This is a genomic window from Streptomyces sp. NPDC051907, assembly GCF_040681075.1.
GTDB lineage: Bacteria > Actinomycetota > Actinomycetes > Streptomycetales > Streptomycetaceae > Streptomyces.
Genome location: NZ_JBFAYB010000013.1, coordinates 81898 through 97119 on the forward strand (window position 1 = coordinate 81898; position 15222 = coordinate 97119).

The 15222-nt window shown below is 70.6% G+C and carries 7 protein-coding genes; 6 read left to right on the plus strand and 1 reads right to left on the minus strand.

What is annotated here, in order from left to right:
• The first annotated feature begins 51 nt into the window (after positions 1-51).
• Positions 52-3855, plus strand: a complete 3804-nt coding sequence (gene pglX / locus AB0M39_RS10940; RefSeq protein ID WP_365362533.1) for a BREX-2 system adenine-specific DNA-methyltransferase PglX — start codon at positions 52-54, stop codon at positions 3853-3855.
• Positions 3856-3915: 60 nt separating this feature from the next.
• Here pglX and AB0M39_RS10945 read toward each other — a convergent pair whose 3' ends face one another.
• Positions 3916-4092: a DUF397 domain-containing protein gene (locus AB0M39_RS10945; RefSeq protein WP_365362535.1), complete on the minus strand. Its 177-nt coding sequence runs from the start codon at positions 4090-4092 to the stop codon at positions 3916-3918.
• A 14-nt stretch (positions 4093-4106) separates the two neighbouring features.
• Between AB0M39_RS10945 and AB0M39_RS10950 the strand changes: the two genes are divergently transcribed.
• From AB0M39_RS10950 to AB0M39_RS10970, 5 genes are all read left to right on the plus strand, one after another.
• Positions 4107-4499 (plus strand): ATP-binding protein, encoded by a 393-nt coding sequence (locus AB0M39_RS10950; protein WP_365362537.1) that lies wholly within the window; start codon positions 4107-4109, stop codon positions 4497-4499.
• Positions 4500-4620: 121 nt separating this feature from the next.
• Positions 4621-8577, plus strand: a complete 3957-nt coding sequence (locus tag AB0M39_RS10955) for a hypothetical protein (RefSeq protein WP_365362539.1) — start codon at positions 4621-4623, stop codon at positions 8575-8577.
• Positions 8574-11450 carry a BREX-2 system phosphatase PglZ gene (gene pglZ, locus AB0M39_RS10960; protein ID WP_365362541.1) on the plus strand — a complete coding sequence of 959 codons (2877 nt, stop codon included), beginning with the start codon at positions 8574-8576 and terminating at the stop codon, positions 11448-11450. Before AB0M39_RS10955 ends, pglZ begins: the two co-directional genes overlap by 4 nt.
• Positions 11447-12823 carry a BREX system ATP-binding protein BrxD gene (brxD, locus tag AB0M39_RS10965; protein ID WP_365362543.1) on the plus strand — a complete coding sequence of 459 codons (1377 nt, stop codon included), beginning with the start codon at positions 11447-11449 and terminating at the stop codon, positions 12821-12823. The genes pglZ and brxD overlap by 4 nt, the downstream gene beginning before the upstream one ends.
• A complete protein-coding gene (locus AB0M39_RS10970; RefSeq protein WP_365362545.1) occupies positions 12820-14976 on the plus strand; it encodes a DEAD/DEAH box helicase in 2157 nt (718 codons plus the stop codon). Before brxD ends, AB0M39_RS10970 begins: the two co-directional genes overlap by 4 nt.
• Positions 14977-15222: the final 246 nt, after the last annotated feature.

Here is a 15222-nt window from a genome sequence, read left to right on the forward strand (position 1 = left end):
CGACCTGGCGGGACCGACGCTCCGAAGAACCAGGAAGACGAGGTGCCGCCCGTGCCCCCCGAGGACGCACGCACGCCCGAGACCACGGAGGCGGCCACCGCCCCCCTGGACCGCGACGCGCTGCTCAAGGACCTGCAGAAGCAGGTCGCCCTCCTGGTGGAGGACCTGCGGGAGCGCGAGGCGGAGGACGGCGAGGCGAAAGCTGCCCTGACCGTCGAGTACCAGCGTGCCCTGGGCGCGGAACGCACCTCCCTGCGGTACGAGGGCTGGCTGGAGGAGCGTCTGGTCCAGATCGCCTCCGCCTGGGTGCTCGCCTGCGTCTTCGTCCGGTTCTGCGAGGACAACCGCCTCGTACGGGAGGCCCGGCTGGCCGGTCCCGGCGAGCGGCTGGCCGAGGCCCAGGACAACCACGACGCGTTCTTCCGCCGCCACCCTGAGAAGAACGATCGCGACTGGCTGCAGGAGTCCTTCCGGGCGCTGGGCCGCGAGCACGAGATCACCGGGGGCCTCTTCGACCCCGCCCACAACCCGCTGTGGGAGCTGAATCCGTCCTACACGGCGGGGGCCCAGTTGCTCGCCTTCTGGCGCGAGCGGGGTGCCGACGGCACCCTGCGCCACGACTTCACCGACCCCGCGCTCGACACCCGCTTCCTCGGCGACCTCTACCAAGACCTGTCCGAGCACGCCCGCAAGACCTACGCCCTGCTCCAGACCCCGGACTTCGTCGAGGAGTTCATCCTCGACCTGACCCTGGAGCCAGCGGTGGAGGAGTTCACCCTGGAGCCGGTGTGGAAGCACCGTCCGGTGAACTGGGACGGCGAGATGTACGACACCGACGACCCGGAGAATCCGGAGGTACGGGGGCTGCGCTGCATCGACCCGGCCTGCGGTTCCGGCCACTTCCTGCTCGGGCTGTTCCGCCGCATTCTCGCCAAGTGGCGCGAGGCAGCCCCCGGTGAGGAGGACTGGCTGCTGATCCGCCGCTCCCTGGAGGCGGTGCACGGAGCGGACAAGAACCCCTTCGCCGTCGCCATCGCCCGCTTCCGGATGCTGGTCGCCGTGGTCCAGGAGTGCGGAGTCAGGACGATCTCCGCCGCCCCCGGAGTACCTATCAACATCGCGGTCGCCGACTCCCTGCTGCACGGGCGCGAGGCCGGCCGGAAGACGGACGCCACGCTGGACGACGCCGAGCGGGACAACGAGGCCTTCACGTACCGGACGGAGGACGTCCAGAAGTACGTGAAGAAGGTGGACCTGCTCGGGCGTGGCTCGTACCACGTGGTGGTGGCGAACCCGCCGTACATCACGGTGAAGGACCCACTGGAGAACGCGAACTACCGCAAGGTGTATTGGACTTGCTCCGGTAAGTACGCGCTGTCGGTCCCCTTTGCGCAGCGGATCTTCGAGCTGGCGGTCCGGGCGAGCGGATCGGGCCGTGACGGCGGGTTCACCGGGCAGATCACTGCGAACTCCTTCATGAAGAGGGAGTTCGGGTCGACGCTGATCCAGTCGTTCTTCCAAGGCGGCCCCTACAAGGACCCCGGCACCCGGCGCACCGACAACTACGCGGGCGTCGACCTCACCCACATCATCGACACCTCCGGCGCGTTCATCCCCGGCCACGGCACGCCGACCGTCATCCTGGCCGGCCGCCACCAGATGGCCCGGCAGACCCATCCGATCCGCGCGGTCCTCGGCGTCCGGGGCGAGCCCGACCAGCCGGAGGACCCGGCCCGGGGCAAGGTCTGGCAGGCGATCACCGGACAGTGGCGCAAGCCGGGCAGCGAGTCGGAGTGGGTGAGCGTGGAGGACGCGGAGCGGGCGCGGTTCGCGGAGCACCCGTGGTCGTTGAGCGGGGGCGGGGCGGGGGATCTGCTGGAGCGGATCGAGGATGCTTCGGCAGCCCGCTTGAGCAGCGTCGCCGAGTCGTTGGGGATTACCTCGTTCACGCTTGAGGACGATCTTTATCTACTGCCAAAGCGTGCGGCGAAGACCTCCGGCATTCCGGAGGAATGGACACGCCCCATGGTCACCGGAGATCTCCTCCGGGACTGGAACGGCGGAGATTTCGAAGCCGCCCTGTTCCCGTACTCACCGGAGTTCGACCCAATTGACGTGGAGGACATCAAGCCTCTCCACCACTTCATGTGGCCGAGCCGGACCAGCGTCGCGAATAACATCCTCTTCGGCAGGAAGACTAAGGTCGAGGGCGGCCTGAAGTGGTCGGAGTACGGACGGCTGACCACGAGCAAGCTGCGGACGCCACTGTCGATCGCGTTCGCGTTCGTGGCCACGCACAATCACTTCGTGCTGGACCGGGGCGGGAAGGTGTTCAAGCAGTCCGCGCCGGTGATCAAGTTGCCGGAGGAGGTCGGGGAGGAGCGACATCTGGAGCTGCTGGGGGTGCTGAACTCCTCGACGGCGTGCTTCTGGCTGAAGCAGGTGAGCCACGACAAGGGAAGCCAGGGGATCAACGAAGGATTCAAATCCCAAGAGTGGGAACGATTCTACGAGTTCACCGGAACTAAGCTCCAGCAGTTCCCAATCCCATCCGAATTTCCCCTCACTCTCGCTCGCGAGATCGATACCCTGTCTCAGCAGCTTGCCGAAAACGAACCGTCTGCAATCGCCGCTGCCGTTACACCTGATCGCATCACCCTCGACGAAGCCCGCTCCGAACAGAACCACCTCCGCGCCCGCATGATCCTCCTCCAGGAGGAGCTGGACTGGACCACGTACGGGCTCTACGGCCTCCTCACCCCCGAGGAGGTCGAACGGACCACCCTGTCCTGCAGCCCCGACAGGCTGACCGGCGCAGACGTGCCCCAACTCGCCCTGGGACAGCGCGCATTCGAGATCGCGCTCGCCCGCAGCGACGCGGAGACCGCCTGGTTCACCCGGCACCACTCCACCCGCACCACCGAGATCCCCGCCGACTGGCCTGAGTCCTACCGCCGCGTCGTCGAGGCCCGCCTGGACCTCATCGCGCACGACAAGGACATCCGGCTGATCGAGCGCCCGGAGTTCAAGCGCCGCTGGTCCACCGAACCGTGGGAGAAGCGGGAGGCCGCCGCCCTGCGGACCTGGCTGCTGGACGCCGCCGAGCGCAAGGACCTCTGGTACACCGACCGGGAGGGCTTCGACTCCGCCTGCCCGATGACCATCTACCAACTCGCCGACCGGCTCCGCCACGACGAGGACGTACAGACCGTCGCCGCGCTCTACGCCGCCGACCATCTCGGCCAGCGCGAGGCCCGGCTGTCCACGGTGCTCTCGGCCGTCATCGAGACCGAGCACGTGCCGCACCTGGCCGTCCTGCGCTACAAGGAGTCCGGGCTGCGCAAGCGCGCACAGTGGGAGGAGGTCTGGGAGCGCCAGCGGGAAGAGGACAAGTCCGGCGAGCGCCTCGACATCAAGGTCCCGCCCAAGTACACCTCCGCGGACTTCCTCAGGCACAGCTACTGGTCTAACCGCGGCAAGCTCGACGTGCCCAAGGAACGGTTCATCTCCTACCCGGGCTCCGCCCCCGACGGCGACCCCTCACTCCTGATCGGCTGGGCCGGCTGGGACCACCGTGAACAGGCCGAGGCCCTCTCCGGTCTCATCACCGATCGCCTGGAGCAGAACGGCTGGCCCCGCGAGGACCCCCGATACGTGCCGCTCCTGGCCGGTCTCGCCGAGGTCCTGCCCTGGGTCCAGCAGTGGTACGACGCGTACGACGAGGACTGGGGCAGCAACGCGGCGGAGGAGTTCGGTACCGCCCTCAAGATCGGTCTCGAATCCCGCGACCTCTCCCTCTCCGACCTGCGGGACTGGCGTCCGGAGCCAAAGCGGCGCGGTCGCGGGGCGAAGTAACCCGGACAGCACGGAGGGGCTGGGTACCTCACTCGCGAGGTACCCAGCCTTCCACGACGGTCAGCCGCACGCCGCGATACGCAGAAAAGCGACCCACTCCTCGGCCCCGACGGCAAAGGTCGGCCCTTCGGCCCTCTTGGAGTCCCGCAGGTGGACGGCATCGACGGTAGCGGCGACCTCGACCCAGTCCCCCACCGTTGCCCGCGCTGTAAGTGCTCTTGACCCAGACCAGTTCACCTGCTGAAACCCGCGTGTTCATTACTTTCCCAACAGGGGCCCGCCTCGCCCGCCGCCTGGCCACCCACCGGCTGCACGTCTGGGGGCACCGCTACGGCTCGGAGACGAACGACGCCGTCGCCCTGGTGGTCGCCGAGCTGGCGGCGAACTCCGTCACCCACGGGGCGGTGTGCGGGCGGGGCGCGCTGTTGCGTCTGAGCCGCGAGCGGGACGGCCAGATCCGGGTGGAGGTCAGCGACACCTGGGGCGAGCGTCTACCCGCCCCGGCCGCCCCCGACGCCACCGCCGTGGCCGGCTGGGGCCTCATGATCGTCGCGGCTCGCCGAGGACTGGGGGTGCGGCCCCTCGAGGGTGCGCCCGTCGAGACTGTATGGGCCTGTCTCCGCCCTTCCGGAGCCCCTGGCTGATGCGCTCCGTCGCCCCGATCCGGGCTTCTCCACCCGGGTGAGCTGGCAGGATGGAGGGGACGCCCGGCCGTGGTGGTGCGGCAGCGCGGGGCGAGGACGCTGTGGGGAGCTGGAACTACTGATGGCCAGGGGCAACGGGACCGTACTGAGGGACGTTCTCGACATCAAGGAGGACGCCCACGCCGGCGACTTCAAGATCGAGCTGTCGCAGGGCTTCTCCGGGAAGTCGGCCGGTTCCATCGCGGAGTACGTGGTCACTCCCCAGCTGGCGAAGGAGTTCGACAAGGCGTTGCGGCTGGTCCGCGACGCCCTGCGGAAGAACACCTCGTACGCCGCCTACCTGCACGGATCCTTCGGCGCCGGTAAGAGTCACTTCCTCACGGTGCTGCACGCCGTGCTCAACGGAGACCCGGCCGCCCAGACCAAGGAGCGCCTCGGCGATGTGGTGACCGGGCACCAGGACTGGCTGCGGGACAAAAAATTCCTGATGGTGCCGTTCCACCTGGTTGGCTACCCCAGCCTGGAGGGGGCGCTGCTCGGCGGCTATGCCGACGCCGTGCGCAAACTGCACCCCGACGAGGCCACCCCACTGGTCTTCCGGGCCGACTCCCTGCTCGCCGACGCTCGAAACCTGCGCGCTTCCATCGGCGACGAGGCGTTCCTCCGACTGCTCCCCGCGCCCAGGTCACAGAAGGCCCCCGTGCCGCCCGCCGCCCCGGCCGACGGGGACGACACTCCCGAGCTGCGGCCGATCGGCACCGCCCCCGCCCAGGGCTGGACGGCCGCCGCACTCAACGCAGCACTCGACGCCCCCGCCGGCGACCCGGGCCGCGACCAGCTGGTCACCGCACTGTTCGACGGTCCCATGAAGTCGTACGCGGGCAGCACCGGCGGCGAGGAGGGGGCGTACGTCCCGCTGGACGACGGGCTGAGCGAGATCAGTAAGCACGCCAAGGGTCTCGGCTACCAGGGTGTGGTGCTGTTCCTGGACGAGCTGGTGCTGTGGCTGCAGGCCAAGATGTCCGACCGCACCTTCATCAACGAGCAGATCCAGAAGACCGTCAAGCTGATCGAGACCACCAACCCCGACCGGCCGGTGCCAATCATCTCCTTCGTCTCCCGGCAGCGTGACCTCTCCCAGCTCGTCGGCAAGGACGTCCTCGGCTCCGACGTGGAGAACCTCAACCAGGCTCTGCAGTACCTCGAGGAGCGCTTCGAGGTGATCAACCTGGAGGACCGCAACCTCCCGGAGATCATCAAGGAGCGGGTCCTCAGGCCGCGCCCCGGCCAGGAGGCGGTCCTCGACGCCGCGTTCGCCGGGATCGACCGGACCAACCAGATCGTGAAGGACGTACTTCTCGACGGGGACGGCGCCACCGGCTCACGCTGGGAGGATTTCAGGTCGGTGTACCCGCTCTCCCCGGCCCTGCTCAACGTGCTGGTCGCCCTGTCCGGCGCGCTCCAGCGCGAGCGCTCGGGCCTGAAGCTGGTGCAGCAGCTCATGGAGCTCAACGCCGACACCGAGCTCGGCAGCCTAATCCCGCTCGGCGACCTGTGGGACGTACTGATCCACGACACCGGCACCGCCTTCACCGACAAGCTGAGCCAGGAATCGGAGTCCGCGACGCGGTTCCACGCCAAGGCCCGGGCACACCTCCTGGAGAAGTACGGCACCGCCGACCACATCGACTTCCGGGCCGACGAGCGCTTCGTCAAGACCTTGCTGCTCGCCGCGCTCGCCCCCGACGTGCCCGCGCTGCGACGACTGACCGGCACCCGGCTCGCCGCGCTCAACCACGGCTCGGTCCGCTCCCGGACCGTCCCTGTTGGTGAGCGGGTGCGGGAGCGGATGAAGGCCCTGCAGCTGGAGTTCCCCGCCGAGCTGCGCGCCGAGGGCGGAGACGATCCCGTCTTCTCCATCCACCTGTCCGACCTCGATGTCGAGCCGATCCTGAATTCCGTGGTCCGCGAGGACAAGACGGGGGTCCGCCAGAGCTGGGCACGGGAGCGGATGCGGCAGGAACTCGGACTGGGACTGGGCAACGGTGAGGAGCAGCTCCTCGACACCAAGAAGATCATCTGGCGTGGTTCCGAACGCACCGTGGAGTTCTTCTTCGGGTCGGTCCACTCCCCCGTCAGCATCACCGACGAACAGTTCACTGTCTCCGAGCCGGGCCGCATCAGGATCATCTTCGACTACCCCTTCGACGAGAGTCACCGCCGCTCCCCCGACGACGCCTACCACCGGGTCCAGGGGCTGATCAACGGCGGTCACGACGCCCCCGTCCTGGTCTGGCTGAGCGACTACCTCTCCGAGCAGCGCAAGGCCCAGCTGGGGCGGCTGATGCGGATCAACTTCCTGCTCGAGCGCGACCGGCTCTCCGAGTACACCCGCAACTTCCTGCCCGAGGAGCGGACCAAGGCCCGCAACCAGCTGGAGCGGGCCCGGGAGACGCTCACCGAGACCCTGGCCGGCGCGCTGAGCGAGGTCTACGGCCTCACTCAGGCCAAGGAGGGAACCGTCGGCGCGGAGGTGACCGACGGCCGGCACCTCTTGTCCCTGCAGCCCGAGCACCCCCGCCCGCAGCCCCCGGGGAGCAGGCAGTTCCCGCAGGCGGTGACGCAACTCGCCGACGGCCTGTTCTCGGCGATGTACGACAAGCACCCCGACTTCGGTCCCGGCGCAGGCTCCGTACCCAAGGCGGTCAGTCAGAACGAGCTGAACACCGCCCTGAAGTGGATCACCCTCGCGCTCGGAGAGAGCGACACCCGCATCGAGGTCGACTCCAAGGACCTGCGGGCCGTCAGGCGGGTCGTGGAGCCCCTGGGCCTCGGCACCGTCCACGAGGGGCCGCTGATCCTGAAGCGGGAGTGGTGGACCCGCATCAACCAGGTGGCCTCCCTCAACGGCCAGAAGGATGCCGCCGAGCTGAGCGCCGAGGACATCCGCCGCTGGATCACCCGTCCCGCCGAGGACAAGGGACTGGGGTACCGCGGCCTCGACAAGCAGATCACCAGCCTGCTGATCGCCGTCTACGCCCTGCTCGACAACCGCACCTGGGAGAAGTACGGAGCCGTCGAGGCGGCCCCCCCGCTGAACGAGATCGGCCCCGGGTGGTCGCTGCGCGCCAAGGAGATGCCCGGCGAAGAGGAGTACGCGGCGGCCAGGACCCGTGCCGGACGGCTGTTCGGCGTCCCCGCCAAGCCCGCCCTGTTCGCCCGCAACGTCCACGAGCTAGCCGCCGGCGTCCACGCGAAGGCGACCGCACACGAGAAGAGTGTGGGCGACGTCCGGTCCGTCCTCAAGCGCCACGCCGTGCTCCTCGGTCTCGACGCACCGGAGCAGGCCCCGCGCACCGAGAGCCTGCACACGGCCGCCGCGCTCCTCGCCCGGCTCGTCCGGCACGGCGACGACCCCACCGCCCTCGTGCGAGAACTGGCCTCCCTGTCGTACGAGGTGCCGGACCGCGATCTCTCGCACACCATGGACAGTGCCGCGGAGCTCGCCGTGGCCCTGGACGGCACCGACTGGGCGCTCCTCGAACGCGTCCGCAAGCTCAGCGCGCGGGACGACACCGTGGGCGACCGGGCCCAGCGGTTCCTGGACCGGATCAGGGAGGCCGCCCGAGCCACGGAGCTGGAGCGGTCCCTGATTCCCGTGCTCAAGGAGGTCCGGGAGAGCGCCCACGCGCTGATGGACGCGGCCCTTCAACTGGAACCGCCCGCCCCCGCCCCCGGCCCGCAGCCGCCGGTGGACGCCGAGCAGGTCACCCTGTCCCAGCACGGCATCCCGCCGGTGCCCTCGAAGCTGCCCGACCCCGGCCCCTCCCAGCAGCTCCGCATCCCGCCGGCCGACGAGCGCTCCGGTGACGACAGCCGGCCGGAAGACCGTCTTCCGGCCGCCCCGCACGTCGTGGACGCCGGCCCCTCTGGAGCCGCTGAGCTCCCCCGGAAGCTGACCGCCGTACGCGAGGAGATCGAGGCCTACCGTGCCGCGCACCCGGACGCCGCGGTGCGGATCGTCTGGCAGGTTGTCGGCGACGGCACCGTACAGACGGGGGAGGGCGAACAGGGATGAGCACCACCCGTCCCGTCGCCGGCCGCCGGGCCGTCGAGGTACTCCTGGAGACCGAGCTCGCCCGCGCTCCCGGCTGCCGGCTCGTCCTGGTCGACGCCGTCTGGGACAGCGCGGACAAGGACACGGAGTTCACCGTGCGGGTCGGGACCGGGCACCGCCGGGTCCTCGTCACCGACCAGGACTCCCCGCTCGGCATCGCCGACGCCTGGAACCGCCACCTCGCGCAGGCTGAGGACGGTACCGGTGACGACAGTGTCCTCGTCGTCACCGGTACCGTCCCGCCCGACCAGCTCGGCTGGGACCTGCGCGCCCACGCGCCGCACCGGCGGCCGCTGCCCGTGAACCGGACCGAGATCGTCGCCCAGATCTTCGGGGCGGCCGACCTCGACCCCCGGATGCTCGGCGAGCACTGGCTGCTCGACGCGCTCCTGGCGGCCGAACCCCTCGACGGCTGGCCCCGCACCAGTGGCGTCCTCACCCGCGACCGGGCCGTACGGGCCCTGCTCGCGGCCCGGCTCGGCCTCGGCGACACCGAGGCCGACACCCTGGACCTGGACGCCGACACCCTCTTCTCCTGGACCCGCGGCGCCTCGGGCCCCGCACGATTCGCCGCACTGTCCGAGGACGAGCGGCGCGGTCTCGGCGAATGGCTCGGCCGGGCTGCCGGAGAAGCGGCCCCCATCCTCCTCACCCTGGCCGCCGAAGGACGGGGCGCCGACGCCCTGCCGCTCGGCGCACTGGCCTCCGCCGCCCTCGCCTCGGCCCGGTCCGAAGCCGCTGTCTTCGCCCTCGGCTCGCTCTTCGGCAGCGCGCTCACCGCCTTCGACCGGCTGAAGCCCTTCGCGGAAGCAGCCACCGGGGTCCTCACCCGCTGGACCGCGCAAGCGGAAGGCGGCGGGGCCCAGGCCGACCAGGCCCGGCACCGGCTCCTCGGCGTCCTCGAACGCGCCGACCGACTGGCCGCCGGAGCCCGGCTCGACACCCTGATCACCTCGGACCGCCTGCTGCCCTCCGGCTACCGCGGCCGGCTGCGCGCCCTGGCCACCGCCCTCACCGAGGGTGCGCACGCCGGGAGCGGCGATGCGGCCGGAGACGCCGAATCAGCACTGAACGACCTCGCCGCGCACCAACTGGCCGCCGTGTACGGCCACTCGACCGAGACCGCACACACCGCGGTCCGCCTGCTGCGCCGACTCGCCGTGCCAATGCCCACCCTCTCCCACGTCGGCCAGGCCGTACAGGAACATCTCACCGACACCGGCTGGGTCGACCTGGCCGTCGGCATCCTCGCCGAGGGCGACGAATCACCCGACCCGGTCATCGGCGAGGCCTACCGGCGGCTCATAAGAGCTGTACGGGAGCGCCGGACCGCCATCGACGAGGCGTTCGCCGCGCTGCTCGCCCGCTGGACCGAGAGCGCGGCCCAGCAGGCCGACGGGGGCGCCCTGCTCATCGAGGACGTGCTGGCCCGGGCCGCGGCCCCGCTGGCCCGCGACGGCGGCCGTCCGCTGATCGTCGTACTCGACGGAATGAGCGCGGATGTCGCCGTCCGGCTCGCCGGCGAGCTGGACAGGCGGGTATGGACCGAAATCGTCCCCTCCCCCAGCAGGGGCGCCCTCCCCGCCCGGCAGGCGGCGGTCTCGATGCTGCCCTCCATCACCCGGGTCAGCCGGGCCTCCCTGCTGTGCGGGCGGGCCTCCGAAGGCGGGCAGGACGCGGAGCGCTCGGGGTTCGCCGCCTTCTGGCGCAAGCGCCACCGGGAGGGCCGGCTCTTCCACAAGGGCAGCTTCGAAGGCGCGGCCGGGCACCGCCTCGCCCCCGAGTTCGTCGAGGCGCTCGCCTCGGACGAGGTGGTCGCGGTCGTGGTCAACACCATCGACGACGCGCTGTCCAGCGGTCGGGAGGGCACCAGTGGACGCTGGGGACTGCGCGACATCGGCAAACTGCCCGACCTGCTGAACGCGGCCCGCGACCACGGTCGCCCCGTCCTCCTGGTCTCCGACCACGGACATGTCATCGACCGTACCGACCGCGGGAACCTGCCCCTCCAGGTCACCGGCGTCAAGGGAACCCGCTGGCGTATCGGCACCCCCCAGGACGGGGAGGTGTCGCTGAGCGGGCCGCGCGTCCGGACCGACAGCGGCCGCGCGACCCTGGCCTGGCGCGACGACATCCGCTACACCGCACGGCAGGCGGGCTATCACGGCGGTGCCTCACTCGCCGAGGTCACCGTTCCCGTCATCACCCTGATCCCGTCCGAAGGAGTCGTGCCGTCGGGATGGATCCTGCTGCCCTCCGAGGCGACCGAACCCGGATGGTGGAACTCCTTCTCGGGGGCGGGTACCGCGCCGTGGCACACCCGGACCACGAATGCCGACGCCTTGGCGAGAACCCCGGACCCAGGACCGGAGACGACCGACAGCCCGCCGAAGGCCGCCGGACGACAGAAGGCCGAGCGGGTTCCCGCCACGGCTGCCTCCGGCTCCCCTGTTCCGGTCGCACTCCGGGCCGTCGACGTGGACGCCGCTCCCCGCCCGCTCTCCCGGACGAGCCTGGGCGAGCACGTCGTGCGCAGCCTTCCGTACAAGGCGCAGAAGGAATTCGTACGTCTGGCTCCCGGTGAGAAAGCCGTCGCGGCCGTCCTCGACGCACTGGTCGCAGCCGGCGGGAAGCTCTCGCCGGGTGCGGTCGCCGCGGCCGCCCAGGCCGCCACCGGCAAGTCCCAGCGCAACCCGGAGCGCTTCGCCACCGTCCTGGAGCGGCTGCTCAACATCGACGGCTATCCCGTGCTCCGGCTCATCGAGTCCGGCCGCACCGTCCAGCTCGACAAGGCCCTGCTCCAGGAGCAGTTCCTGGAAGGCGGCCCCGCATGACCCGGCCGACCCCCGACATCAGCACCGCGCGGCGCCAGGACGTCCTCGACGCACTGCGGCGCGGCACCGTGCCCCAGGCGGGACTGGGCCTGTTCGCCGTCGGACTGACCCGCTTCGAAGCGGCGCTCGACGACAACCTGGACACGGTCACCCGCGGCGGCTCCGCCTTCCACGCCCTGCGCGGCGAGTACGGCTCGGGCAAGACCTTCTTCGCCCGCTGGCTCGCCGAGAACGCCAAGCGGCGCGGGCTCGCCGTCAGCGAGGTGCAGATCTCCGAGACCGAGACCCCCCTGCACCGCCTGGAGACCGTCTACCGCAAGCTCACCGAACGCCTCACCACGGCCACCCACCAGCCCTCCGCGCTGCGGGCGGTGATCGACTCATGGCTGTACGCCCTGGAGGAGGAGGCCCTCGCGTCCGGTGAGATCGAGGACGACGACGAGGGCGGCCTCGCAGCTGCGGTGGACGAGCTCCTGGAACTCCGGCTCGCCTCCGTCGCCCGCACCACCCCGGCCTTCTCCGCCGCACTGCGCGGCTACCACCGGGCCGTGGCCTCGGGGGACGGGCCGCAGGCCGAAGCGCTCATCGCCTGGCTCGGCGGACAGAAATCCGTGGCCGCCGCCGCCAAACGCTCCGCCGGAATCCGCGGCGACCTCGACCACTTCGGCGCTCTGGGATTCCTCCAGGGGCTGCTGACCGTCCTGCGCGACTGCGGGCATCCGGGCCTACTACTCGTCCTCGACGAAGTGGAGACCCTGCAGCGGGTGCGGGGCGACGTACGGGAGAAATCCCTCAACGCGCTGCGCCAGCTCCTCGACGAGATCGACAGCGGCCGGTTCCCCGGGCTGTTCCTCGTCATCACCGGTACCCCCGCCTTCTACGACGGGCCGCAGGGCGTCCAGCGCCTCCCCCCGCTGGCCCAGCGCCTGGCCACCGACTTCACCACCGACCCCCGCTTCGACTCCCCGCGGGCCGTGCAGCTTCGCCTGCCGGGATTCGACCTGGCCTCGCTCGGCGAACTGGGCCGCAAGGTCCGCGAGATCTACGCGGCCGACGCCCGCCGGCCCGACCGTCTCGCCACCTGCGCCGACGACACCTACCTGGAAGAGCTGGCCCGCTCGCTCACCGGATCGCTCGGTGGCAAGGTCGGCATCGCACCCCGCCTGTACCTGCGCAAACTCGTCGCCGACGTGCTGGACCGGATCGACGAGTTCGACGACTTCGACCCACGCAAGCACTACGCCCTCACCCTGGACAGCGCCGAACTCACTCCCACGGAACGCAACGCGGCCGGCGCCGACGACATCGAGCTGGAACTGGAACCGTTCGAGGACACCGCTTCCGAGCCGAGTACGGAATCGAAGTCGTCATGACGGTCCCCCCGGCCCCGGCCGACGTCTTCGACCTGCTCGACCCGATCCTCGGACACCACATCGTCAACACCCTCGGCTGGCGCGGGCTCCGCCCGCTGCAGGCGGAAGCCGTCACGCCGCTGCTCGCCGGTGAGGACGCCCTCCTGCTCGCCCCCACCGCCGGAGGCAAGACCGAGGCCGCGGTGTTCCCCCTGCTGACGCGGATGAACCAGCAGGGCTGGACGGGCACCGGCGTGCTGTACCTCTGCCCGCTCAAGGCACTCCTGAACAACTTGGCGCCCCGGATCGACGGCTACGCCCAGTGGGTGGGACGCCGAGCCGCCCTGTGGCACGGGGACACCCCCGAGTCCGTACGCCGCCGTATACGGACCGATTCCCCGGACTTCATGCTCACCACACCCGAGTCCCTCGAAGCGATGCTCATCAGCGTCAAGACCGACCACACGCACACACTGGGCCGGGTGCGCGCCGTCGTAGTCGACGAGGTGCACGCCTTCGCCGGGGACGACCGCGGCTGGCACCTGCTCGCCGTACTCGAACGCCTGGAACGGCTGACCGGCCACCGCATCCAGCGCATCGGCCTCTCCGCCACCGTCGGTAACCCCGACGCCCTGCTCACCTGGCTCCAGGGCGCGAGCCCCACCGGCCGGCCGGGCCGGGTCATCGCCCCGGGTGCCACCCTGCCCGCCGGTGACAACACCTCTGGTTCCGGTGGTCTCCCCCGCCCCGACGGAGACGTCGAACTCGACTACGTCGGCTCGCTGGCCAACGCCGCCAAGGTGATCTCCGCCCTGCACCGTGGCGAGAAGCGGCTGGTCTTCTGCGACTCCCGCAAGCAGGTGGAGGAGCTCGGCGCGGCTCTGCGCGCCCGCGAGGTCACCGTCTTCCTCTCCCACGCTTCCCTCTCCACCGACGAACGCGCACGCTCCGAGCAGGCGTTCGCCGAGGCGCGCGACTGCGTCATCGTGTCCACCTCCACCCTGGAACTCGGTATCGACGTCGGCGACCTCGACCGAGTCGTCCAGATCGACTCCCCCGGCACCGTCTCCTCGTTCCTGCAGCGCATCGGCCGCACCGGACGCCGCAGCGGCACCAATCGCAACTGTCTCTTCCTCGCCACCCGGCCCAGCAGCCTGCTCCAGGCCGCCGGCCTGCTCACCCTGTGGTCCCGCGGCTGGGTGGAGGCCGTCACTCCGCCGCCCTCTCCCCGCCACCTCGTCGCCCAGCAACTCCTCGCCGTCACCCTGCAGGAGCACCGCATCGGTGACCGGCTGTGGCCCAGGCAGTGGAACGGCCTAGCCCCCTTCGACCGGTCCGCCGCGCCACTCCTCTCGCACCTTGTCTCCGAAGGTTTTCTCGACAACGACGGCGGCATGCTGTTCATCGGCGCCGAAGCCGAGAAGCACTTCGGGCGTCGGCACTTCATGGAACTGACCGCCTCCTTCACCGCGCCTCCCGAGTTCACCGTGCTCGCCGGACGTACCGAGATCGGCACCACCGACCCCGCTGTCCTCACCGAGGAACGACAGGGGCCGCGCAGGCTGCTCCTGGCCGGCCGCAGCTGGCAGGTCACCTTCATCGACTGGGCCCGGCGCCGCGCCTTCGTCGAACCCGTCGAGGACGGCGGCGTCGCCAAATGGCAAGGCAACGAAACCCGGGGCCTGTCGTACGCGCTGATCCGCGCGATGCGCGACGTCCTGCTCGGCACCGACCCCGACGTCAAGCTCACCCGCCGCGCCACAGCGACCCTCGCCGAGCTCCGCATGGACCGCGCACCCCACGAAGTACACCCGGCGGGCACCCTGTTGGTCCGCGATGCGGACGCGGCCCGCTGGTGGACCTGGGCCGGCTACCGCGCCAACGCCACCCTCGCGTCTTCCCTGGGCAGCCTCGCCGACCCGGTGCAGCGCCCCACCGACACCCACATCCGGCTGCGCCAGGACCTCTCCCTCGCAGACTGGAAAGCCGCCCGCGCCGAACTCCCCGACTCCCTCACACTGCCCACGGTCGACCCTCGCGCCGTACGCGGCCTGAAGTTCTCGGTGGCCCTGTCTCCCCGCATCGCCACCGCTACCCTCGCTGAACGCCTTGCAGACTTCGACGGCGCCCTCGCTGCGGCCCAGGAGGCCGTGCGGGTCGAGTGGAGTGGTTGATGGCTGAGCAAGTGGCCGCACTGCCCCACATCTCTCCCTCTACTGCCCTTGACCAGGGCGTCCCGGTGCACGAAGTCTCCCGCGGCCTCGGTCGATAATCGATCAGACCACGGTCGATTTGTACGGGCATCTCATCCCTGCTTCTTGGACCGGTGCCAGTCGGTCATGCAGGCCGCTCTGCGGCCGTGTCGTCTACGTGTGCATCGCGGCCGGCGCTCGGGCAGGCGGACGCCGAGCCCTCTATCG